Origin of the sequence: Pseudomonas sp. MF6747 (genome assembly GCF_963890955.1) — a bacterium.
In the GTDB taxonomy this organism is placed as follows: Bacteria; Pseudomonadota; Gammaproteobacteria; order Pseudomonadales; family Pseudomonadaceae; genus Aquipseudomonas.
Genome location: NZ_CAWPSZ010000007.1, coordinates 124,354 through 148,213, shown reverse-complemented (window position 1 = coordinate 148,213; position 23,860 = coordinate 124,354). Strand labels below are relative to the sequence as shown.

Below are 23,860 nucleotides of genomic sequence, written 5' to 3'. Positions count from 1 at the left end.
TATGGCTCTTTCCTTTCGCGTTGCAACCCCCGCTGACGTGCCCGAATTGGTGGCACTGGAACAGCACTGTTTCACCACCGACCGGCTTTCGCCGCGCAGTTTCCAGTGGATGATCAGCCGCGCTCATGGCCAGTTGCTCGTCGCCGAAAATGACAGCGTTTTGCTCGGTTACGCCTTGGTGCTGTTCCATCGCGGCACCTCACTGGCTCGCCTGTACTCCATCGCCATTGCCGAACATGCGCGCGGCATGGGCCTGGGCAAGCAGTTGCTGGCGCGCATCGAAGCCTGCGCCGTGGCGCATGATTGCGCCTACCTGCGCCTGGAAGTGCGCACCGACAACCCCGGCGCCCTCGCCTTGTACGAGCGCAATGGCTACCGGCGCTTCGCGCTGATCAATGACTATTACGAAGACCATGCACCGGCCCTGCGCCTGGAAAAACGCATCGTCCAGCACCAGGACGCGCGCCCGCAAAACGTGCCGTATTACCAGCAAACCACCGACTTCACCTGTGGCGCCGCGTGCCTGCTGATGGCCATGGGCGCACTGGTGCCGACGCGCGTGGCCGGCCGGCGCGAAGAACTGCAAATCTGGCGTGAAGCGACCACCGTGTTCATGACCGCCGGCCACGGCGGCTGCAGCCCGCAAGGCTTGGCTCTGGCAGCGTGGCGCCGGGGCTTTCGCGTGCGCATGCAGGTGAATGTGCGCGGCCCGCTGTTTCTGGACGGCGTGCGCGACCAACATAAAAAGGACGTCATGCGCCTGGTGCACGAAGCATTTGAAGAAGAACTGGCCGGCAGCGACGTCGAGCAGGTGCTCGGCGGCGCGTTGGATTTGCCGCAGGTATTGCGCGATGGCGGGCAGCCGCTGGTGTTGATCAGCAGCTACCGCCTCACCCGCTCCAAGTCGCCGCACTGGGTGATGGTCACCGATTGCGACGACGACTTTGTCTACCTGCACGACCCGGATGTGGACCACAGCCAGCACCGCCAGCCCCTGGACTGCCAGCACTTGCCGGTCAGTCATGGGGAGTTCGAACGCATGTGCCGCTTTGGCAATAACAAGTTGCGCGCGGCGGTGGTGCTCTTCAAGCCACTTGCTTGATCCCGGCCTTGGCTTCCAGCTCACGCACCAGCGGCAACACGCGTTTGCCGAAGTATTCGACTTCCTCCTGGAAGTGCAGGAAGCCGGCCAGCACCAGGTCCACGCCCACGGCCTTGAGCGCGACGATGCGCTCGGCAATCTGCTGCGGCGTGCCGATCAGGTCTGTCTTGAAGCCGTCGTTGTACTGCACCAGGTCTTCGAAACTGGATTTGGCCCAGTTGCCCTCGCCTTCCGGTGAGGCTTTGCCGGCCTGCCTGGCCGCGTCACCAAAGGCATTCACGGCCTCCGGGTCGGCTTTGTCGATGATTTCGGCGAGCACCGCGCGGGCTTCTTCTTCGGTGTCGCGGGCGATCACAAAGGCGTTTACGCCGACTTTGACCGAATGGTTATTCGCCGCCGCCTTGGCGCGGATGTCATCGACCTGAGCCTTGATGCCTTGCGGGGTGTTGCCGTTGGTGAAATACCAGTCCGACACGCGCGCCGCCATGTCCCGCGCGGCGCGCGAGCTGCCGCCCTGGAACACTTCCGGTTGGCCAAGGGGCTTGGGCTTGAGGGTGTAATTGTTGAAGCGGTAGAAGTCGCCCTTGAAGGTGAAGTCGTCCTGGGTCCAGATGCCTTTTAACGCGCGGATGAACTCTTCGGAACGGCGATAACGCTCATCGTGTTCCAGCCAGTGTTCGCCGATGGCCTGGAACTCGCCCTTGAACCAGCCACTGACGATGTTCACCGCGATACGGCCATTGGTGAGCTGGTCGATCGTCGCCAGTTGCTTGGCCGCCAATGCCGGTTGCCACGGGCCGGGCAAGATGGCGGCGATCACCTTGAGCGTGGTGGTCGCCGCCAGCAGCGCATGGCTGAAGGCTACGGATTCATGCTGGTTTTCGGCGCCGTAGCCGGCGGTGAAGCGAATTTGCGTGAGGCCGTATTCAAAACCGGCCGCTTCGGCCAACTGCGCCAGTTTGCGGTTGTAGTCGATGCCCCAATGGGTGCGTTGCTCGATCTTGCTGACCACCAGCCCACCGCTGACGTTGGGCACCCAATAGGCAAATTTCACGGCTTGCTGACTCATCTGGCAGTACCTCGCACGAAGGGATGTTCCAGGGCTAGAGCAGCAAGCGTGCCAGGCCGGTGCAAACGCCCTGGCCATGGGCGTCGCGGTAAAAATGCCAATCTCGCAGGGCTGAGCTGTCAATGTCATGGATCACACCGGTTTGTCGATCCGCTGTTGCCGGAGCAACAGTGAATGGCCCGCCTTCCCCGCAAACACGGGCTGCCGCCATCGGCACGAACTGTGCAATCCCCCAAGGACTGATACTGCCAAGGAGCTGCCCCCATGACCGAGCAACACGTCATCAACCCGCTGTCCACGGGTGCCGATTACCCCACGTTGGCCGCGCGTTTTCGGCCGATATTCGAGCGCATTGCCGCGGGTGCGGTAGCGCGCGAACAGACCCGCGCCCTGCCCTATGAACCGATCCAATGGCTCAAGCAGGCCGGCTTTGGCGCAGTGCGGGTGCCGGCGGAATACGGCGGCGGTGGCGCGTCGCTGCCGCAGTTGTTCGAGTTGCTGATCGAGCTGGCCGCTGCCGACTCGAATGTGCCCCAGGCGTTGCGCGGGCATTTCGCCTTCGCCGAGGACCGTCTGAATGCGCCACCCAGCGCTGGCCGCGACCTGTGGTTCAAGCGCTTTGTCGACGGCGACATCGTCGGCTGCGCCTGGACCGAAATCGGCAACGTGGCCATTGGCGAGGTGGTCACTCAAGTGAGCCCCGACGGCGATAAATGGAAACTCAACGGTGAAAAGTTCTACAGCACCGGCAGCCTTTTCTCCGACTGGATCGACGTGTACGCCCAGCGCAGCGATACCGGCGCCGATGTGATCGCCGCCACCCGCACGCGCCAGCCTGGCGTGGTGCAAAGCGATGACTGGGATGGCTTTGGCCAGCGCACCACCGGCAGCGGCACCAGCCGTTTTACCGATGCCGTGGTGGACGCGGAAAACGTCATCGACTTTGCCACTCGGTTCAAGTACCAGACCGCGTTTTATCAGTTGGTGTTGCTGGCGAGCCTGGCCGGGATTGGTCGTGCGGCACTGAGCGACGTGGCTCATCAGGTGCGCAGTCGCAAGCGTATCTACAGCCACGGCAATGCCGCGCATGTCAGCCAGGATGCGCAGGTTCAACAAGTGGTGGGTGAGGTGGCGGCGCTGGTGTATGCCGCCGAGGCCAGTGCGTTGAAGGCGGCGGTGCCGGCGCAACAGGCGTACCTGGCGCGGTTTGCGGGGGATGAGGTGGCCGAGCGGGAGGCGAATGTGGCAGCCGAGATTGAATCGGCGACGGCGCAGGTGGTGGTGTCGGCGCTGGTACAGCGGGCCACTACGGAGTTGTTCAATGCGCTGGGGGCGTCGGATGTGCGCCAGGGTAAAGCGCTCGATCGCCACTGGCGGAATGCCCGGACGGTGTCGTCGCATAATCCGGTGATCTACAAGGCGCGGATTGTCGGGGACTGGGTGATTAACGGGACTGAGCCCCCGTTTGTGTGGCAGATCGGGAATGGGCCGGCCAGGGGGTAGGCTTTTTTGATCGCTAAGGGTTGGGGTGTATATCCGTTTTTTGGGTGATGGCGGGTATGGGTTCCGCCCTTACGGCGGGTCACTTTGGAAAAGCCCCAAAGTAACCAAAGGGCTCTTGCCCCACCACTCGGCACCTCGCTTAGGCTCGGTGTGCCCGAACGAAGGCTTGAATCCGTGGGCCGCCGTGACGGGCCATCCATGGCCCAACACGGCTAACCCGGCGTCCTGCCGGGTTACCCACGGATTCAAACCTGCGTTCGGCCAGCGTGGTTTAACGGGGCGCCTAAGATCAAAGTCAAAAGCAAAGCACGGCGGCCTAGTAGCCGACCTGAGTGGTTAGATCAAAAGCGCAAGCGAGGCGGCCTGACAGCCGACCTGATCTTGGAGGCTGAACTCAATCAAAGGTGGGAGCTGGCTTGCCTGCGATGGCATCGGCTGGTTGTGCCTGATAGACCGAGGTGCCTGCATCGCAGGCAAGCCAGCTCCCACAGAAAAGCAAAAGCAGTGCGGTGCTGGCGGTCTGTACTCGGTCAAACTGTGGGAGCGGGCTTGCTCGCGAAGGCGGTGTGTCAGCTACACATGAGCTAACTGACCCACCGCATTCGCGAGCAAGCCCGCTCCCACATTTGGATCTCTGTGCATCAGATAGAAGTGTGTTGCTGTGCTCTTGATCCGCTTTTGCTTCAACCACTCAGGTCGGCTTTCAGGCCGCCGTGCTTTGCTTTTGATCTTGATCTGCTTTTGATCTTGATCTGCTTTTGATCTTGATCTGCTTTTGATCTTGATCTGACAGGCCCCGTCAACCACGCTGGCCGAACGCAGGCTTGAATGCGTGGGTAACCCGGCAGGACGCCGGGTTAGCCGCGTTGGGCCAAGGATGGCCCGTCGCGGCGGCCCACGGATTCAAGCCGGAGTGAGGGCACACCGAGCCCAAGCGAGGGGCCGAGTGGTGGGGCAAAGACCTTTTGGTTACTTTTGGGGCGTTTGCCAAAAGTGACCCGCTGTAAGAGCGGAACCGCCAGCCGCCGTGACCGCAGCAACGGATATGTACTCACCCACCCAACCCCCCGAAAACATCAGAACGCCAACTTATAGCCAATAGTCATCAACATAACCGCCAGACAAGGCCGCAACACACCATCAGGAACCTTACCGGTCATGTGACTCCCCAGGTAAATCCCCGGCAACGACCCCATCAGCAAAAAGCCCAGCAAATGCCAATCCATATTACCCATGCTCGCGTGCCCCAGCCCGGCGACCAAGGTCAGCGGCACGGCATGGGCAATCTCGGTACCCACCAACCGACGCGTCGCCAGAAACGGGTACAGAATAAAGAGCGCCACGGTACCAAGCGCACCCGCCCCGATGGACGTCAGAGCAACCATGGTGCCAAGGATCGCACCGGTCACCACCGTCAACACGTTCAAATTGCGCGGGCTCATGTGATAGTCATCACCCGCATGACGCTGCGCAAAAGCCAGCAGGCTTTTCTTGAACAGAATCGCCAGCGCCGTCAGCAGCAACACCCCACCAAGCGCCTGCTTGATCACCGCGTTCATGGCGCTGGGGTCGGTATGCAAACTGGCAAGGAACCACAGGGTCAGCAGCACCGCAGGCACACTGCCCAAGGTCAGCCAACCGGTGATGGTCCAGTCGATATTCCTGTTCTTGCTGTGCACCAGCACGCCACCTGACTTGGTGATGGCCGCGTACAACAAGTCAGTGCCCACGGCGGTCGCCGGGTTGATGCCGAACCACAACAGGATCGGGGTCATCAAAGACCCTCCGCCGACACCGGTCATGCCAACGATAAAACCAACCACCAGGCCAGCGATGACAAAACCAAAATTACCCACATCCATACAGCTACCCGCGGCCTTATAAATTTCTGGCCGCAGGATAGCGATTTTTCTTATAACGACTTATATCAATATGATCTGACTTTATGCCTTTTGTGTCAGCCGATGACAGACGTAAGCTTGCGTCTGATACGGAAAAGCCACGGTGTCACGCCCTCGCAAGGCAGGATGCGTGTCGATCAGCGCCTGCAATTGCGCAGTCACGCTGGCTTTTTCGGCGGCGGGCAGCGCCGCGATAAAGCTCACCGACAGGAAGCGATCCATGATCACCTCCCCAGGGCTGCCGACATGCTGATAGGCAAAGCAGGTCATGTGGGGCGCAGAAAAATATTCGCCGGTGAAGGCTTCGCGCCAGCGGCCTGAATGAAAGCGCGGCGTGTCGCCTTCATAGGGGGTGATGATGTCGGTGATGGCGGCGACCCAATCCACCGATTCATCGCGCACATTCCACACCAACCCCAGGCGCCCATCGGGTTTGAGCACGCGGTGGATTTCTGCCAGCGCGGCTTCGGTAGAAAACCAATGGAACGCCTGCGCACAGACCACCGCATCGGCGACGGCGGTTTCCAGGGGAATGGATTCGGCCGTGCCATTGACCAGGCGCACATCGGGCAACAGTTTATTGAGCTGCGCGCCCATCGCTTCGACCGGTTCGACCGCCACCAGCGTGGGCGCCAGGGTGCTGAGCAAACGGGTGAACTTGCCGGTACCGGCGCCGAGGTCGATTACCGTCGATTGCGCATCGATGTGCAGCGCATCAGTGAGCCAGCCGGTGAGTTGTCGCGGATAGTCGGGCCGGCCTTGGGCGTAAGTGACGGCCTGGGTAGAGAAACCTTGTTGAGCAGACGTGTGAACACCAGTCATTGCCAATCTCTCCTCGGGTAAAACGGGGGCACAGTGTGCGCCCTTGCGCATTTATTTTCTAATCACTGCATCCAATCGAGCGCGGCCTGGGTAGTGCTTACAGTGACCCCGCTGTTTTACTCAATGGAGAACCACCCATGAACGCTAAAGCACTGTTCTGCCTGACCGCCCTGCTGGCCGCTGCGCCAACGGTTTTCGCCCAGACCGGCTTGCCCGACAGCATCAAGGTGCCGGATGGGCACAAGGTGGCGCTGGAGACCACAGGCGTCGGCGAAATCACCTACGAATGCCGCGACAAAGCTAACGCCGCGGGCCAGACCGAGTGGACGTTTGTCGGTCCCAAGGCGGTGTTGAATGACCGCAGCGGCAAGCCAGTGGGCACCTATTTCGGCCCACCCGCTACATGGCAAGCCCAGGACGGTTCGAAAGTCACCGGCACGCAGTTGGCCGTGGCGCCCTCCGGTGCTGGCAACCTGCCGTATCAACTGGTCAAGGCCAACCCGGCCGAAGGCAAAGGCGCAATGAGCGGTGTGAGTTATATCCAGCGCGTGGCCCTCAAGGGTGGCGTGGCGCCGAGCACCGAGTGCAGCGCGGCCAACAAAGGCACCCAGGCAGTGGTGAAGTACCAGGCCGACTACATCTTCTGGGCGGCCAACTGAGAACAAACTCAGCTACGCTGCCCCTGTAAGGGCCGGCTTGCCGGCGAGGGTCGTCAACGATGACGCAGGGCACCTGGGTTATACGCTGCGCCCGTGCCCTTTTTCGCCGGCACGCCGGCGCCCTGCAGTGCGGTGGCGATTGTTATGACAGTGGTGGACACACGTGGCCTTGCCTGACGCCGATTTTGATTACGAAGCCTGTCTGCTGGCCTGCGCCCGTGGGGATCAACGTGCCTTGCGCCAGCTCTATGAGCAGGACAGCAGCCGTTTGCTCGGCGTGGCCTTTCGCATTGCCAGGGACAAGTCCCTGGCCGAAGACATCGTGCATGACGCGTTTATCAAGATCTGGCGTGGCGCCGGCAGTTTCGACCCCAACCGTGGCGCGGCGCGCGGCTGGGTGTTCAGCGTGACCCGGCACCTGGCGCTCAATGCCGTGCGCAATCACTACCGGGAATTACCCCTGGGCGACGCGCACGAGCACATCGCCACACCCGACACCTTTGAATTCGCTTCGCGCTCGGGGCAGGTCCACGCCTGCCTGGAGCAGCTCGATCCGGCCCGTCGCGCGTGCATCCTGCATGCCTATGTCGACGGCTATTCCCACAGCCAAATCGCACAGAAACTGGACACCCCGCTGGGGACCGTCAAAGCCTGGATCAAACGCAGCCTCGCTACGCTGCGGGAGTGCATGGCATGAGCAACCCTCTGGACGAACTGGCTGGCGAATACGTGCTGGGCACCCTGCCCGCGGCGCAACGCGCCGAGGTTGAGCAGCGTTTATCCGAGGATGCCGCGTTGCGCGCGGCGGTGGACGCATGGGAGCAGCGCCTTTTGCCGCTGACCGCATTGGCCGAACCTGTGCCCCCTTCTGCCCAGCTGTGGCGGCGCATCGAGCGCACCGTCACGCCTGCCGGCACCCGCACCGACCGCCAAACACCGTGGTGGAACCTGCTGGCGCTCTGGCGTGGTTTGGCCGGCGCGGGGCTGGTGGCGACGTTGGTCCTGGCGACGCTGCTGCTGACCCGCCCGCCCACTGCTGAACCCACCTTTGTGGTGGTGTTGGTGGCGCCGCAAAGCCAGGCTCCGGGGTGGGTGATCCAGGCCAGCAATACTCAGCAGATCCAGTTGATTCCATTGGGTGTGATGCAAGTGCCTGCCGACAAGGCGCTGCAATTCTGGACCAAGGCGGATGGCTGGCAAGGCCCGGTGTCGCTGGGGTTGGTCGAGCCAGGGCAAACGCTGTCGGTGCCGCTGGACAAACTGCCGCCACTGGCGCCCAACCAATTGTTCGAGTTGACCCTGGAAGACCCGAATGGCTCGCCGACCGGCAAACCCACCGGGCCGATCCAGGCGATCGGCCGCGCCGTCAAGGTGCTCTGATCAGCTGACGCTGGGCAACCACAGGCGAAACCGTGCCCCGCCCAAGGGTGATGCCTGGGCCGTCAACGTGCCGCCCTGGGCCTCCATCGCACGCCGGCTGATGGCCAGGCCGAGGCCGAAGCCACCCGTGGCGCGGTCGCGGCTGCGGTCCAGGCGGTAGAAGGGTTCGAAGATCCGCTCGCGCTGGTCTACCGGTATGCCGATGCCATCGTCATCCACGCAGATTTCACAGCCTTTGGCACACACCTTGACGCCCACCTGGATGCGCCTGTCGCAATAGCGCGTGGCATTGCGCAACAAGTTTTGCAGCGCGCGGGCGGTGAGACGCGGGTCGAGGCGGAAGCGCTCCACCGCGCAATCGAGCGCCACATCGATGACAATCTCGGGGTTTTCCAATTCGTCATCGACGCTGCCCAGCACGCTGTCGACAAACTCGTCGAGCACCACGTCCACTCGCTCCGGCAGTTGCGCCGGGTTTTGCAGGCGGCTGTACGACAGCAATTCCAGCACCAGCTCGTCCAGCTCACGAATGTGCGCCACCAGGCTTTGCAGGCGCTCGCGGCTGGCGTGGGGCAAGTCTTCGGACAACGCCAGCGCCAGGCCGAAATCCAGGCGGGTCAGCGGCGTGCGCAGTTCATGGGAGACCGCATTGAGCAGGTCGCGCTGCTGATTGAGCAGGCGCTCGATATCGTCGGCCATGGTGTCGAACACCGATGCCAGGCTGCCAATGTTGGAACTGGGCGGAATATGCGTGCGCTCGCCCAGGTTGCCTTTGCCCAGTTGTGCGGCGGTGCTTTTCAGGCGCTCCAGGTCACGCCAGTGCGGGCGCAGCCAAAACAGCAGGCAAGCCAGCAGCGCGGCGCCGATCAGCACGTTCATCGACCAGTACAGCAAGTTCATGTCCATCGGGTCGGGGGGAATCGTCAGCTTGACCGCAAACTGCTGGTTGACCGGCGAACTGATTTCTTCCATCCAGCCCCATTCGCCGAGGCGGATCACCGGCTTGCCCTGCTCCAGCAACTTTTCTTCTGCAGGCGTGTAGCTGGCGTCCTGGCGCAACAGCAGTTTGACTTTCAGCGGCGCGAAGTCGCGGCCCAATTGCTCGGTCACCTGGGACCAGCGCTCGACCGGCGCGCGCAGGTATTGTTTGACGATGAGCGTCTGCAGGCCACGGGTCTGCTCAACGTTGTAGTCCATGTAGCGGTGTTCAAACAGCTGGATCACCAACCGCGGAATCAGAAAGATTGCCGCACTGAAGGTGATGATGGTGATCAGGTAGAGGCGCAGCAGGACACGAAACATGGATCAGCATTCCCACTCGGAACGGCTGAACAGGTAGCCCTTGCCCCACACAGTCTTGATCTTGCGCGCCTCGCCCGCGTGATCGTCGAACTTGCGGCGCAGCTTGGAGATGGCCACGTCCACCGAGCGGTCGGTGCCGTTGAACTCGATACCGCGCAGGCGCTGCAGGATCTGGTCGCGGCTGAGCACTTCACCGGCGTGCCGGGCCAGCACCACCAGCAGGTTGTATTCACCGCTGGACAGTTCCACGGCCTGCTCGCGCCAGGTCACGGTGCGCTCCGACAGGTCGATGCACAGGTTGCCCATGACGATCTGGTCGTTGGCCATCTGAGGTTCGGACAGGCTGCTGCGGCGCAGCAAAGTGCGCACACGGGCGAGCAGCACGCGTGGCTCGCACGGCTTGGTGACATAGTCGTCGGCGCCCATTTCCAGGCCCAGCACCTGGTCGTGACTGTCGTCGCGCGCAGTCAGCATCAGGATCGGCAAGCCCGCCGAGTCTGCGCGCAGCAAGCGGCACACCTGCAGGCCATCGAGGCCGGGCAACATCAGGTCGAGGATCACCAGGTCCGGCGGGTTGAGGCGCGCGCGTTCGCGTACGTGGTCGCCACGGCTGAGCACACTGACATGGTAGCCATTGCGCTCCAGGTAGCTGGCAATCAGCTCGGAGAGTGCGGCGTCGTCTTCCACCAGGAGGATGTTGGGCATGGTGTTTCCAAATAATGCAGTTCATCAGGTGTACAGAAACCCAATGTGGGAGCGGGTTTGCTCGCGAAAGCGGTGGTTCAGTGGCTAGATTGATTGGCTAATCCACCGCCATCGGGGGCAAGCCCCCTCCCACATTTGATCTTTGCTGTTTGCAGGATTGTGCAAGGATATACGCCCTCAGGCGACTATGGGTCGCGCCTTACATTTCTTCACAGACGAGCTACACAGCTTCACAGCACCACGGCGCAGGTGTCTTTAGGATGCGCCAGTCAATATTGGGATATGAGCATGTCGAAGAATCTGTTTGCGCCGTTTTGCCTGCTGGCCCTGGCGCTCGCCCTGAGCGCGTGTGGCCAGTCGGCGGACGAGGCGCCGCAAATGCCGCTGGCCAAAGTCCGCATCGAGACCCTGCAAGCCAAGCCTCTCTCGATCAGCAGTGAACTGAGCGGGCGGATCGCCGCGCCGCGCATTGCCGAAGTGCGCGCACGGGTGGCCGGTGTGGTCATGCAGCGCGTGTTCAAGGAAGGTCACGACGTGAAACAGGGCGACGTGTTGTTTCGCATCGACCCCGCCCCGTTCAAAGCCGACCTGGACAGCGCCCAGGCCAACCTGAGCAAGGCGCAGGCCAACGCTTTCCAGGCGCGTCTGCAGGAGCAGCGCTACAGCCAGTTGGTCGAAGGCAACGCCATCAGCGGCCAGGATTACGACAATGCCCGCGCCGCCGTGCGCCAGACCAATGCCGAAGTCGCCGCCAACAAAGCCGCCGTCGAGCGCGCCAAACTCAACCTGGGCTACGCCACCGTGACCGCGCCGATCTCCGGGCGCATCGGCCGCGCGCTGGTCACCGAGGGCGCGCTGGTCGGGCAAAACGAAGCCACGCCGCTGGCGATCATCCAGCAACTGGACCCGATCCACGCTGACCTGACCCAGTCCACCCGCGAGTTGAACGACCTGCGCCGGGCCTTCCGTGCCGGCAGCTTGAAGCAGGTCGGCCAGGACCAGGCCAAGGCCACGCTGATCGAGGACGACGGCAGCCTGTACCCGCTGCCGGGCAAATTGCTGTTTGCCGAAATCAGCGTCGACCCCGGCACCGGGCAGATCATCCTGCGCAGCGAGTTCCCCAACCCGGACCTCGACCTATTGCCCGGCAGCTTTGTACGCGTGCGCCTGGAACAGGCAGTGGACAAACAGGGCATCAGCGTGCCGCAGCGCGCCATTACCCGTGACAGCGCCGGCATCCCGATGGTGCTCTTGCTGGACGCCGAACAGGTCGTCAGCCAGCAACCGGTGGAGCTGGGCGCGGTGATCGAGGATCGCTGGATCGTCAGCAACGGCCTCAAACCCGGTGACCGCATCATCGTCGAGGGCCTGCAACACGCACGCCCCGGTGAAAAAGTCGAAGTGGACGAGGGCCCCGCGCCGAATGCCCAGGCCTCGGTCCGCTAAGCAAAGGAATACCTGACAATGCCGCAGTTCTTCATTGACCGCCCGATCTTCGCCTGGGTGGTCGCCCTGTTTATCCTGCTGGCCGGCGCGCTCGCCATTCCGCAGTTGCCGGTGGCCCAGTACCCCAACGTCGCGCCGCCGAAGGTGGAAATCTATGCGGTGTACCCGGGCGCCTCGGCCCAGACCCTGGACGAAAGCGTGGTCAGCCTGATCGAGCAGGAACTCAACGGTGCCGATCACCTGCTGTATTTCGAATCCCAGAGCAGCCTGGGCTCGGCGACTATCACCGCGACGTTCCAGCCGGGCACCGACCCGGAAATGGCCCAGGTCGATGTGCAAAACCGTCTGAAGGCAGTAGAACCGCGCCTGCCGCAAGCCGTGACCCAGCAAGGGTTGCAGGTGGAGAAAGTCTCCGCCGGTTTCCTGCTGCTGGTGACATTGACCTCCAGCGACGGCAAGCTCGATGACGTGGCGCTCAGCGATTACCTGGCGCGCAACGTGATGAACGAGCTCAAGCGCATCGAGGGCGTGGGCAAGGCGCAGCTGTATGGCGCCGAGCGCGCGATGCGTATCTGGATCGACCCGCAGAAGCTGATTGGCTTCAACCTTACGCCGGCCGACGTCAACGCCGCGATCAGTGCGCAGAACGCGCAGGTCTCGGCGGGCAGCATCGGGGATTTGCCGGGCACCCACACCCAGGAAATCACCGCCGCCATTCTGGTCAAAGGCCAGCTGTCGACGCCGGCGGAGTTCGCCGACATCGTGCTCAAGGCCAACCCGGACGGCTCCACCGTGCGCATCGGCGATGTGGCGCGGGTGGAAATCGGCAGCCAGGAATATCAGTTTTCCACACGCCTGAACGGCAAGCCGTCCACCGCTGTCAGTGTGCAGCTGTCGCCGGGCGCCAACGCGCTGAACACCGCGACGCTGGTACGGGCGAAGATGGATGAGCTGTCGCGCTACTTCCCGGCCAATGTGGAGTACAAGATTCCGTACGACACCTCGCCCTTCGTCAAAGTCTCGATCACTAAAGTGATTTACACCTTGCTCGAAGCCATGGCGCTGGTGTTTGCGGTGATGTTCCTGTTCCTGCAGAACGTGCGCTACACGCTGATCCCGACGCTGGTGGTGCCGATCGCGCTGATGGGCACTTTCGCGACCATGCTGTTGCTGGGGTTTTCGATCAACGTGCTGACCATGTTCGGCATGGTGTTGGCCATCGGCATTCTGGTGGACGATGCGATTGTGGTGGTCGAAAACGTCGAGCGCATCATGGCCACCGAGGGCCTGTCGCCCAAGGAGGCCACGCGTAAAGCCATGGGCCAGATCACCGGGGCCATCGTCGGCATCACTTTGGTGCTGGTCGCGGTGTTCCTGCCGATGGCCTTTATGCCGGGCTCGGTGGGCGTGATTTACCAGCAGTTTTCGCTGTCGATGGCCACCTCGATTCTGTTCTCGGCGTTTCTGGCTTTGACCCTGACCCCCGCCCTGTGCGCCACTTTGCTCAAGCCGATTGCCAAGGGCGAGCACCACGCCAAGGGCGGTTTCTTTGGTTGGTTCAACACGCGTTTTGAACGCCTCACCGACCGTTATGAAGGCTGGGTGGCCTACGCCCTCAAACGCAGTGGTCGTTACCTGCTGATCTATCTGGTGCTGCTGGTGGGCCTGGGCTGGATGTTCAGCCGCCTGCCCTCCTCGTTCCTGCCGGTGGAAGATCAGGGTTACACCATCACCGATATCCAGCTGCCACCGGGCGCGAGCAAGAACCGCACGGTGCAGGTAGCCGAGCAGATCGAGGCGCATAACGCCCAGGAGCCAGGGGTGGGCGATACCACCATGATCATGGGCTTCAGTTTCTCTGGCTCCGGGCAGAACGCGGCGCTGGCATTTACCACGCTCAAGGACTGGTCCAAACGCAGCAGCGACGATTCGGCGGCGGCAATTGCCGACCGCGCCAACGCCGCGTTCAGCGAGCTCAAGGATGCGATTGCCTATGCGATCCTGCCGCCGCCGGTAGACGGCCTGGGCACCTCGAGCGGTTTCGAGTTCCGGTTGCAGGACCGTGGCGGTGTCGGCCATGCCGCCTTGATGGCAGCGCGTACTGAGCTGCTGGCGGCCGCCGAGAAAAACCCGATCCTGGCCAATGTGCGTGAAAGCGCCCTGGCCGAGGCGCCACAAGTGCAGTTGGAAGTAGACCGCAAGCAGGCCAATGCACTGGGGGTTTCCTTCGCTGACGTCGGTAATGTGTTGTCTTCAGCCATCGGCTCGGCCTACATCAACGACTTCCCCAACCAGGGCCGTATGCAACGGGTGGTGGTGCAGGCCGAAGGCGATCAGCGCAGCCAGGTGGCGGATTTGTTGAAGATCAATGTGCGCAACAACGCCGGCAAGATGGTGCCGTTATCGGCATTTGTCGAAGCCAAATGGACCCAGGGCCCTGCGCAGCTGACCCGCTACAACGGCTACCCCGCCATCGCCATCAGCGGCGAAGCGGCGCCAGGGCACAGCACGGGTGAGGCCATGGAAGAAATCCAGCGCCTGGTCAGCCAATTGCCCGCAGGGCTGGGCCAGGAATGGACCGGTTTGTCGCTGCAGGAGCGTCTGTCCGGTTCCCAGGCGCCGTTGCTGTTGGGCCTGTCGCTGTTGATCGTGTTCCTGTGCCTGGCGGCGCTGTATGAAAGTTGGTCGATCCCGACCTCGGTGTTGCTGGTGGTGCCGCTGGGCGTGCTCGGCGCGGTATTGGCGGTCAGTTTGCGCGGCATGCCTAACGATGTGTTTTTCAAGGTCGGCTTGATCACCATCATCGGCTTGTCGGCAAAGAACGCCATCCTGATCATCGAATTTGCCAAGGATTTGTATGAGCAAGGCGAGGACCTGATCGACGCCACCTTGAAAGCCGCGCGCCTGCGCCTGCGGCCGATCATCATGACGTCGCTGGCGTTTATCCTCGGCGTGGTGCCGCTGGCGATTGCCACCGGCGCCAGCTCCGCCAGCCAGCAAGCCATTGGCACCGGGGTGATCGGCGGGATGATCACCGCAACACTGGCAGTGGTGTTTGTGCCGGTGTTCTTTGTGGTCGTCATGAAGTGGGTGCGCAAGCGTCCATAACCCGTCCGAAAATGCGCTATGGTGCTCACAACCTCTCTTGTTGTGAGCACCTATGGCCTTCCTCGCCCGCACCCACCCTCGCCTTTCATCCGCCGCCGTACTCGGTCTTGCCGTGGGCATTCTGGCGCCTGCCGATACGCTGATCAGCAAAATCCTCATCGGCTGGAACGCCGGCGTCTGGACCTACCTGCTGCTGATGCTGTGGCTGGCGACCCGTGCTCGCGCCGACGACGTAAAACGCATCGCCGAGATCGAAGACGAACACGCCAGGCTGGTGCTGTTCATGGTGTGCATCGCGGCGATTGCCAGCCTTGCGACCATCACGGTGAACCTGGTGGGCAGCAAAGACCTCGACAGCACGGCGCGCCTGCTGCATTACGGCTTTACCGGCATGACCGTGGTCGGCTCATGGTTGCTGATCGGGGTGATTTTCAGCGTGCACTACGCACGCCTTTTCTACACCTGGGAGGGCGAGGAGCCGGCGTTGCGTTTTGCCGAAGGGTTGCGCAACCCCAACTACTGGGACTTCCTGTACTTCTCGTTCACCATCGGCGTGGCGGTGCAAACAGCCGATGTGGGCGTGGCCACGCGCGGTCTGCGCAAAGTGGTGCTGGGCCAGTCGTTGATCGGTTTTCTGTTCAATACGGCGATTCTGGGTTTTTCGATCAACATTGCCGCAGGGTTGTTCAGTTAGGCCCAGCGTGCTGATCAGACGGGCAAAAAAAGGGGAAGCCGAGGCTTCCCCTATTTCGTGCACATGTACTTTAGAAGGCGTACTGCAAACCTGCGGTTGCGCCCCAAGGCATGTCGTATGCCTTGCCTTTGCTGTGACTGACTTCGGCATGCAGGCTAAGGTTTTTCGACAACGAAACAGCCATGCCGCCCGCTACCTCGACGCTCGCGCCCGAGAGGTTGTTATTAAACCTCTGATCGTTGATGTACACCCGGTTGTCCGGGCTGAAATCACGCGCCGCCGCCGTCCGCAGGTACGGCTGCAGAATGCTGCCGCTGTCCAGCTGGACATTTTTGCCCAGGGTGACACCCACCTTGCCGATGGCTGACGTGGCACGATCGCTCTTTGCCTTCAGGCCGTTGTCCATGGTGTAGTTGGCGCCACCAATGGCGGCGACGGACAACTGGGCAAACGGTTCAACATACAGGCCCTCATCGTCGAGCTTGATGTTTTTGCCCACCTCGGCAGATGCGCTCACCGCGTCTTGCGTGTATTTGCCTTTGGCACGTTGGCCGTCGCTCATGTTGACCTGGCTTTGGCCTTTGAGTTTGTTGACCTTGCCCACCAGATCCACGTACACGCCGCTTTCTTCATCCAGCCAGGTTGCATAGGTACCCAGGTAGTAGCTGTTGACCATACCGCTGCTGCCACGGCTCAGGCCCAGGGTTGAGTTGCTGTAACCGCCCATGACACCGAGCGTCCACTGGCCGTCACCCGCATCCAGCGCCGTGTCGGCACCGATGGTCAGGCCGGTCTGGTTCTGTGAGTAGCCCACGCCGTTGCTGTTGGCCGCCACGTCAATCTTGTTGCCGTAGCCGCGCATCCACAGGCCCTGGCTCTTGCCTTGGCCAAAGCGGACTTCGCCCATGCGGGTGCGCAATATGCTCGACTCACCCACCAGTACCGCAGGTGCAGCGTTGGCCAATGCCAGCACCGCCTTGGCGCTGGTACTGGTGCCCTTTTTCTCGGTATCCAGGTACCAATCGGTCCCTTCCTGCTTGAGCCCATATTCGAAAGCGCCGACATCGACGGTATCGCCCACCAGCCCGAACCTCGCGCCGCCGCTTTCGGTGTGTACCACTTTGATGGCCTCACCGGTGGCCAACTCCGAGCCACTGGCGCCAATCAACAGTTGGTGATTACCTTCGGCGTTGCCATTGACATTCAACAGGTCGGTCTCGCCGGTGTTGAAGTTGGTGTGCATTTTGAACGTGCCGTTACCGGTCAGGTTATGGGTGTTCAGTTGAAAGAATTGGCCCGGGGCGCCAAAGACTACGTTGCCGCCGCCCATTTTCAGGGTATTGACCTGGCTGTCACCCACCAGCACCCATTGGGCGTTGCTGTTGACGTCGAGTTGCTCGACATTGCGCAACTGGCCGGTCAGCGAGGCATTGTTGTTGAGTTGCACCATGCCCGCGCTACCCGCGCCAATGACCACGTCGCCGATCAACTGGCTGTTGTCGACGAACAGGTTGGCGCTGGAGTTATTGTCCACTTGAAGCAGCACGCCATTACCGCTGAGCAGGTTCGAACCATTAAGAACCTGGATATCAGCCTTGGTGCTGTTGGTGAGCGGCGGATTGACCAGGATGGCTGAACCGCTTTTGCCCTGGACCACGGAATTATCCAGGATCAAGGAGTTGGTCCGCGTCAGGTCCCCCTCCATGCGCATATTGACGCCGTTCACCCCGCCAGTAATACGGCTGTTATTGCGCGCTACAGCGTCGGCATTAAGCAGCACCAAACCGACACCTGTCGCAGCCGTAGCGTCTACGCGGGCATTGTCCAGGTTCACCATGCCGTAGCCGGCGGCCGAAATACCGCGGGTAGCACCGATAACACTGCTGTCTTTGACCGTTAGGGATGAACCATCCGTGCCGCCTGTCGTGCGCGTGACACTCACCCCCCAACCCGTGGCGTTGGTGACCGTACTGTTATTGGTGATTAAGGCACTGCTGTTACCCGCGACCGAAATGGCCTGGGTGATCGTGGGGCGCGCCGTCACCTGAGAGTTATCAACGACCACTTTCGATTGCAGTCGGGCTTCAATATCTAACGTTTTGCTGCCCGGCTCCAGCGTCAAACCTGCGTTAACCATTTGAATCTGCCGGGTCGTCGCACCGTGCGCAATCAGGCTTGATCCGCCAGACAGTACATAGTTATCAAGCGGCGTAGCGGCCGATATCGACGTATTGGGCAAAATGACTTGTGTTTGCGCTTGCGCAGTGGGAGTAACCAGGAACATTAACGTGACGGCCGGGGCTGACAACGCAAGGCTCAAGGGTGTTGGTTTGAAGTTAAATACTGCCGACATATAATGAACCTCTAGTTCCTGCACGAAACAATAGGGCGGGTTCTAAATCTCGTGGGACCCAGCCCATTAAGCGGCGCCATGATTGACGAGCACTCGCTTAAAATCTGTAGGATTTCTCCCAATCAATCCGATAAAAATCAACAACTGCTGTGGGGTGGTGGTGCCCTCTACGCCTTTAAAAAATTCAATATAAGCCAGGAATACCAAAGAGGGTTCTGCCCCTCTCTGGTAACTACCCCAATGTTTTAAACTAAGCGGGCACAACGCCGCCGGCGCAATAGTTGGAACTTCCCGTGCCCGGACGGAAACCCCGCACCCGATAATTGGCGGGAAGCGAAGGCACTGTTTGCCCCAGATATTGAGTATCGAAGGTTACCGTTGCCGAGCCTTGGGTCAACAATGACCGGTTGGCGTTGATCGGGTTAAACAAGACCGTGGAACTTACGTCGAATGTAAGGTCCCACCCAATGTTGGCAGCCGTGGCATCGGGCACTGTAAACGTTCTAGATTCCGTGACCACGGACGGGGGTGTCTGGGTATTATTCTGGAACCCGACGAACGTCACGTTTATAAGTTGACCCGCGCTCAAATAATCCGAGCCTGGAATATGGATGATGAGTCTGCCGCTGTTAATTGGCCTCAGCGTATCGCAGTTCAGCGTACCGGTATTATTAAGGACTCTCGGTGCTTCCATTCGCAAGATGACAGAGTCGACGATCACCGTTGTATTGACCGACACACTTGGGTTTGCACTGGCCGCCGACGTGATGGTGTAAGACGCCAACTGCGTAGGGCCGCCCAACGCTCTGATATCACTGAAGGGAATGGTGAAATCCACGAACCCACTGGCAGGCAGGGTCACGATATTCTGCGCTTGCAGACGGCCACCATAATTCAAGGTCACCGTGAACGGCAGTGATGCGGCCGGCAATGCAGGCGTCGTCCACAATGGAATTCGAGCCCTTGCCGCCAGATTTACGTCATCAACCTCCAAATGGTTGTCAGGCCCGAATGTGCCCCCGGCGCGCATCGCTTGGACCACCACGGGCAACAGGTTGGGATTCAAGTTGCCAGGCCCGACGATCACCGGCCCCACAGGCCCCACGATAGACAGGTCCAGATCGAACGGTGTTTCCAACGGCGGCGTCGGATGGGTGATGGCGCCGCGACGCACGACGTACGAAGCCGTCACCGGCACCCGGTTCTTGCCGGGTGTTTGAGGCCCGTACAGCGTATCCATATTGGCCGCAGTGAACAGAGCCGGCACCGGGAATGCAGTGGTGCCCAGTGGCACCGTGACCTGGATTGAGGCGAACGTTGAGCTCAGCGCGACGACGATTTCATCTGTGGGGCGCAGCGCATTCGTGTAGCTGGGAACCAGCACTCGTACGCCGCCTCCGGACAATACATCAGCACGATCAATCAAGCCGTCACCGGGCACTGCCAGTACAACAGTTGGCGCAGAAAATTCGGTGGGCAATGGCGCCTGTGCCAGGTCCGCCAAATCCAGGCTGTACGAGAGCTCGGACGGGTTGCCGGCCACGTCGAACAGGCGATAGCGCAGACTGAAGTTGCCCCGGCGTTCAGCCGCGACAACACTTGCCGGCAACGGAAGAGTCAGGGGCACGGCCGGATCAACCCGGAACTTTGTTTCCGGGTTAGGCGGCGCAAATGCGTAAGGCTTATCCGAAGAGCCGAAAAACATTTCGATGTAATCGCCATCGGACAGGCCGTTTTGCGCGTCGTAGGGAATCGGTAACAGCGCCGTCTGGTTTGGCTGACTCTGAATATAGGCAAGGTCCAGAGGCCCGACCAGGCCCACCGGCAACGAGGGTTCCGGCGGGTTGATGCGGGGACGGTCATAGGGCGACGTCTCATCGACGACCAGCAGCTGCGGGACTGAAAAGTTATCGACGCCCGAGTCGGCAATGAGCACCCGATACCTGACCAAATACACACCCGGGGGACGATAGGCTTGCGGTATTGCCACCGGCACTGGATCGGGTTGACTGGTCAGTCGGCGTTGAAACCGGGTGCTGCTGGAGCCGAAATAGGCATCTTCGGCATCGACATCCAAACCACTCAGATCCAGGTACGGAGCAATCTCGACCGTTAATACATCCATCGCCGCGGGGTCGGTACTGGCGCCGTCCCACAGGGGAATATTCAAATTGGTGGACTGTCCTTTTGAAGCCGCACGCGTCAGCAACCCCGTGTATCCGATCACTTGGTCAGCAAACGCGCCCAGTTGAAATCTTTCGGGTGTGTAATCGGAGGGCGCCCTGGGTACAAAAGCATCTATGATTTGTCTATTTGTAAGTTCCATTATCTTGCTCCGGACAGTTAAACGGCTAAGACTAGCAATGCTCTTCGCCAATTGAATAAATCTTGTTTTTCAACCACGAAGCTTTACTGCAAACAACCAAATACCTTGTGTACACCTGACACACACACCGATGATTCAACCCGACACAATTCCATTTGCAGAACAATAACGACCTGTACCGTAAGTCAAATCAACTCTGACTCGTCCCGGGAGTGAGTCGCCAACTTTCACACCGTCACGCCAGACTTCATAACTGCCGGTTGCCGATCCGTACTTGCGCACCGGCAATAGCGTCGCGTCAAACGAATTCAGAACAATGATTGCGCCGGCCACTGTATGTGCGGGCTCCCATAACAGTGATCGACTGACTACAACGCTTGTATTTATAGTGCTCCAGTTATTCTCATTGAAGCCTTGCCACACGAACTTGAGCATGTCGCCCACCCGTAGCGCGGGGTTGGGTGTTATTAACCAACGCACGCCATCTTTCAACATTGACCACGGCACCCCGTTAACCGGGTTGGTTTGCGAACTGCAGGTCAAGTAACCATTGGTCAGCGTGTGTTGTATAAGCGGTGCAGGCAGTGGGACAAGCTGGGTATTCACATTGGTAACGGGGGCGCGTTGCTCGTTAAAGCCGTTGGTGGTGGTGTAATGCACCGCGTACACCGCGGCAGTGGCGCCGCTGATCACGGACCACGGCACATCGCTGAAAAACACCCAGCTACCGGCACTATCAGCGGCGCCCACAGCATAGGTGGCCACCGGGCCTGCCCCGTTCCAGTACAGGCTCAGCGAGTCGCCCACACGGGGCGTATCAAACAGCCGCACTCGCACGCGAACCGGGTAACCTCGGTCTGCATCAACCAGCGTGTTGATGCCTGTGCGGCCCACAATTTCCACCGGCGCCAACGTCGGGTTCAGCAATGCCGGTGCATTGGGGTGATCCTGGCCGGCGATCGTCAGGTTCACATTGACGGAAAGAGACTTGGACGACGTCGGCACAGGGTTGAGCCCATAGATTTCGTAGCGTACCGGTACGGTCTGCGCCGCCAGCACCGGACTCGGCCCCCGCAGAACCGTCCAGGGGATGTCCACGTCAAACGGCAGTTGCGACACCAACCGGCGCGTAGTGGGTCGGTCATCCCAATACACAATCACTTCATGCCGGGCAGCTGCGGACCATCCCGGGTAGCTGTCTATGCGCACAAACACGCCGCCGCCTTCATCGACGCGAGCGTCATTGCGCTTGATCAACTCGTCGTTGTAGATCGGCGGACGAATGCTCGGGGCTGGCAGCCCCAGGGACAGCACAAAGGGCAGCCCGCTGCTCAACGTGCTGAAATTACCGGCCTCGTCATAGATCCGATAGAACAGGTACCCGGGGCCATTGTTCAGGTCGCGAAACGCATCCGAGTTCAAGGTTGCCGTGGGTGGCGTGGTGCTGAAATTTACCAGCGAGCCGCCGTCCGCCAGCTTCAACGGAGGCGCGGGCGAATTGGATAAAAAGAATTCAATACGGTCATTGGGCGCCGCGACGTTGTAGACCGGAATGTAAAACGCCGTGGGCTGATGGTCTGTCAGATACTGCGCGTTGATCGCCGGCTCTGGCGGTACGACAAAGCGTGCCATGTCCGTCGGCGCGATCAATTTTGGCGGTTCCAGGTCGATTGTGATCGTCACTGGCAAACTGGTGCTCTGCCCGCCGACATTGCGAACGGTGTAGTAAAGGCGCGCGACTCGACTGCGGCTGCGCAGGTTGAGCATGCTGATTTCACGCTCGAAAAAGGCCGGAATGTCCGGCGGTGGCGGCCCGATCAGAAACCGGTCGAGAAGCCTGATGCCATCATCGCTCTCCCACCAAAGTTCACACGTATGCACCGGGTCAGCCGGGTCACCCGGGATGGCGGGCGTTGGCATCGGCTCCCACGCGGGAATACGCACCTTCAACGGGCTGAGCAACAGTTGCAGTGGCACGACCCCTCTGCCATCGGCGGTCATAACACCTGGAACCGTAGCGGGATCCAAGCCGTCGCCTATGACGGCCTGCTTGATTAAAAGCCGGGAACGCGTGTAGGGCTTTCGGATAGTCGACATGTTCCGGCCTCAGGAAAAGTTTCAGCATGGCGAGTCACGAGAGCAATGCCTTCGTGCCTGCCATGGAAAAATTAAACGCCTAAAGCCTGCACACGGATACTGTCAGAACTAACAGGTAGGCCCATCCACTCGTCGTTTTTTTCAGCGCTGTGCACGCGCCTATTTCTAAATATTCCTTGACGAAAGGCGCCACCTGGCATTTTATGAAACCGGTTTCAGAGCTTCTCTCAGGCACTGAAACGGCTAATTCCAATAAGAAAGGCCCGTTATCGTGACTCCATTTTCCGCCGCCCAGCGCAGCCGCGTGACCATGCTTGATGTTGCCGAGCGCGCCGGCGTGTCCAAAGCCAGTGTGTCGCGCTTTATCGGTGATGACCGCGCCCTGCTCTCCGACGCCATTGCGCTGCGTATCGAACAGGCCATCCGCGAACTTGGCTACCGCCCCAACCAGATGGCCCGTGGCTTGAAACGTGGGCGCACACGCTTGATCGGCATGCTGGTGGCCGATATCCGCAACCCCTATTCCATTGCCGTGATGCATGGCGTCGAAACCGCCTGCCGCAAGCACGGCTACAGCCTGGTGGTGTGCAACACCGACCGCGATGACGAGCAGGAGCGCCAGCACCTGGCCGCCCTGCGCTCGTACAACATCGAAGGGCTGATCGTGAACACCCTCGGCCATCACCTTGACCAACTGCTGGAACTGCAGCAGGAAATGCCGCTGGTGCTGGTGGACCGCAAGGTCGAGCCACTGCACAGCGACCTGGTGGGGCTAAACAACGCCGCAGCGGTACGCATCGCCGTCGAACACTTGCAACAGCAGGGTTATCGCGACGTGTTGCTGGTCAGCGAAGCCGCCGATGGCACCAGCTCACGCCTGGAGCGCCAGGCCAGTTTCAAGGCCGAGATCGCCAGCCGCCCAGGGCTGACCGGCGCGGTGCTGGAGCTGGACGACGCGTTGCAAAGCCGCCTGCAGGCCTTCCTTGCCACGCCCGGCCCGAAAGCGCTGTTCTGCGCCAACGGTATTGCCGCGCTGGCCTGTACCCGCGCGCTCAAGGCTTCAGGCTGCCGGCTGTTTGAGGATGTCGGCCTGATCGCCCTGGATGATCTGGACTGGTACCCGCTGGTGGGCAATGGCATTACCGCCCTCGCCCAGCCTACTGAAGCGATTGGCGCCAGTGCCTTTGACTGCTTGCTCAAGCGCCTGCGCGGCGATGATGCGCCGACGCGCACCCTGGATTTTTTGCCGGAATTAATCATCCGTGGTTCCACACAATCCCTTGTGGGCGCTGGCTTGCCTGCGACGACGGTTTACCCGGCGAAGCCGTAATCGCCTGACACACCGCCATCGCAGGCAAGCCCGCTCCCACATTTGTTTTGCGTATAAAAATGA

General features: G+C 60.8%; 17 protein-coding genes. 9 read left to right on the top strand and 8 right to left on the bottom strand.

The genetic code is table 11. The features are described from left to right. Window position 1: 1 nt before the first annotated feature. The gene (locus AACW30_RS09275; RefSeq protein WP_200624830.1) at window positions 2-1,102 is read left to right on the top strand and encodes a GNAT family N-acetyltransferase/peptidase C39 family protein; all 1,101 of its coding nucleotides are present in this window, start codon (window positions 2-4) and stop codon (window positions 1,100-1,102) included. On the opposite strand, the gene sfnG is transcribed toward AACW30_RS09275, so the two are convergent. Continuing rightward, window positions 1,086-2,171, bottom strand: a complete 1,086-nt coding sequence (gene sfnG / locus AACW30_RS09270; RefSeq protein WP_200624829.1) for a dimethylsulfone monooxygenase SfnG — start codon at window positions 2,169-2,171, stop codon at window positions 1,086-1,088. The two genes, AACW30_RS09275 and sfnG, sit on opposite strands and share 17 nt — an antisense overlap. A gap of 264 nt (window positions 2,172-2,435) precedes the next feature. Here sfnG and AACW30_RS09265 point away from each other — a divergent pair, with 264 nt between their 5' ends. Continuing rightward, entirely contained in the window at window positions 2,436-3,674 is a 1,239-nt protein-coding gene (locus AACW30_RS09265; RefSeq protein ID WP_169366559.1) for an acyl-CoA dehydrogenase family protein, read from the top strand. Window positions 3,675-4,750: 1,076 nt separating this feature from the next. On the opposite strand, the gene AACW30_RS09260 is transcribed toward AACW30_RS09265, so the two are convergent. Further along, window positions 4,751-5,536 (bottom strand): sulfite exporter TauE/SafE family protein, encoded by a 786-nt coding sequence (locus tag AACW30_RS09260; protein ID WP_169366558.1) that lies wholly within the window; start codon window positions 5,534-5,536, stop codon window positions 4,751-4,753. Between the two features lie 81 nt (window positions 5,537-5,617). Beyond that, on the bottom strand, window positions 5,618-6,397 hold the full coding sequence (locus tag AACW30_RS09255; protein ID WP_169366557.1) for a class I SAM-dependent methyltransferase: 780 nt from the start codon (window positions 6,395-6,397) through the stop codon (window positions 5,618-5,620). A 137-nt stretch (window positions 6,398-6,534) separates the two neighbouring features. Between AACW30_RS09255 and AACW30_RS09250 the strand changes: the two genes are divergently transcribed. The 3 genes from AACW30_RS09250 (at window position 6,535) to AACW30_RS09240 (ending at window position 8,436) form a co-directional block, all read left to right on the top strand. After that, window positions 6,535-7,056 (top strand): DUF3455 domain-containing protein, encoded by a 522-nt coding sequence (locus AACW30_RS09250; RefSeq protein WP_119741868.1) that lies wholly within the window; start codon window positions 6,535-6,537, stop codon window positions 7,054-7,056. A gap of 169 nt (window positions 7,057-7,225) precedes the next feature. Further along, on the top strand, window positions 7,226-7,753 hold the full coding sequence (locus AACW30_RS09245; protein ID WP_200624859.1) for a sigma-70 family RNA polymerase sigma factor: 528 nt from the start codon (window positions 7,226-7,228) through the stop codon (window positions 7,751-7,753). After that, window positions 7,750-8,436: an anti-sigma factor gene (locus AACW30_RS09240; protein WP_200624828.1), complete on the top strand. Its 687-nt coding sequence runs from the start codon at window positions 7,750-7,752 to the stop codon at window positions 8,434-8,436. The genes AACW30_RS09245 and AACW30_RS09240 overlap by 4 nt, the downstream gene beginning before the upstream one ends. Here AACW30_RS09240 and AACW30_RS09235 read toward each other — a convergent pair whose 3' ends face one another. Both AACW30_RS09235 and AACW30_RS09230 read right to left on the bottom strand, forming a co-directional pair. Then, on the bottom strand, window positions 8,437-9,738 hold the full coding sequence (locus tag AACW30_RS09235; RefSeq protein WP_106577863.1) for an ATP-binding protein: 1,302 nt from the start codon (window positions 9,736-9,738) through the stop codon (window positions 8,437-8,439). It lies immediately after the preceding gene. A 3-nt stretch (window positions 9,739-9,741) separates the two neighbouring features. Next, a complete protein-coding gene (locus AACW30_RS09230; RefSeq protein WP_106577862.1) occupies window positions 9,742-10,443 on the bottom strand; it encodes a response regulator transcription factor in 702 nt (233 codons plus the stop codon). A gap of 288 nt (window positions 10,444-10,731) precedes the next feature. Here AACW30_RS09230 and AACW30_RS09225 point away from each other — a divergent pair, with 288 nt between their 5' ends. Genes AACW30_RS09225 through AACW30_RS09215 form a run of 3 tightly spaced genes read left to right on the top strand, consistent with a single transcriptional unit; the run spans window position 10,732 to window position 15,691 of the window. Continuing rightward, the gene (locus AACW30_RS09225; protein ID WP_200624827.1) at window positions 10,732-11,889 is read left to right on the top strand and encodes an efflux RND transporter periplasmic adaptor subunit; all 1,158 of its coding nucleotides are present in this window, start codon (window positions 10,732-10,734) and stop codon (window positions 11,887-11,889) included. A gap of 18 nt (window positions 11,890-11,907) precedes the next feature. Continuing rightward, the gene (locus AACW30_RS09220; RefSeq protein ID WP_119741864.1) at window positions 11,908-14,997 is read left to right on the top strand and encodes an efflux RND transporter permease subunit; all 3,090 of its coding nucleotides are present in this window, start codon (window positions 11,908-11,910) and stop codon (window positions 14,995-14,997) included. A 52-nt stretch (window positions 14,998-15,049) separates the two neighbouring features. Further along, the gene (locus AACW30_RS09215; RefSeq protein WP_200624826.1) at window positions 15,050-15,691 is read left to right on the top strand and encodes a DUF1345 domain-containing protein; all 642 of its coding nucleotides are present in this window, start codon (window positions 15,050-15,052) and stop codon (window positions 15,689-15,691) included. A gap of 70 nt (window positions 15,692-15,761) precedes the next feature. On the opposite strand, the gene AACW30_RS09210 is transcribed toward AACW30_RS09215, so the two are convergent. From AACW30_RS09210 to AACW30_RS09200, 3 genes are all read right to left on the bottom strand, one after another. After that, a complete protein-coding gene (locus tag AACW30_RS09210; protein WP_200624858.1) occupies window positions 15,762-17,528 on the bottom strand; it encodes an autotransporter outer membrane beta-barrel domain-containing protein in 1,767 nt (588 codons plus the stop codon). Window positions 17,529-18,294: 766 nt separating this feature from the next. After that, window positions 18,295-20,370 carry a hypothetical protein gene (locus AACW30_RS09205; RefSeq protein ID WP_234452659.1) on the bottom strand — a complete coding sequence of 692 codons (2,076 nt, stop codon included), beginning with the start codon at window positions 20,368-20,370 and terminating at the stop codon, window positions 18,295-18,297. Window positions 20,371-20,505: 135 nt separating this feature from the next. Beyond that, window positions 20,506-22,467, bottom strand: a complete 1,962-nt coding sequence (locus tag AACW30_RS09200; protein ID WP_234452658.1) for a hypothetical protein — start codon at window positions 22,465-22,467, stop codon at window positions 20,506-20,508. 271 nt (window positions 22,468-22,738) lie between these two features. Between AACW30_RS09200 and AACW30_RS09195 the strand changes: the two genes are divergently transcribed. Continuing rightward, window positions 22,739-23,797 carry a LacI family DNA-binding transcriptional regulator gene (locus AACW30_RS09195; RefSeq protein ID WP_325167572.1) on the top strand — a complete coding sequence of 353 codons (1,059 nt, stop codon included), beginning with the start codon at window positions 22,739-22,741 and terminating at the stop codon, window positions 23,795-23,797. Window positions 23,798-23,860 lie beyond the last annotated feature (63 nt).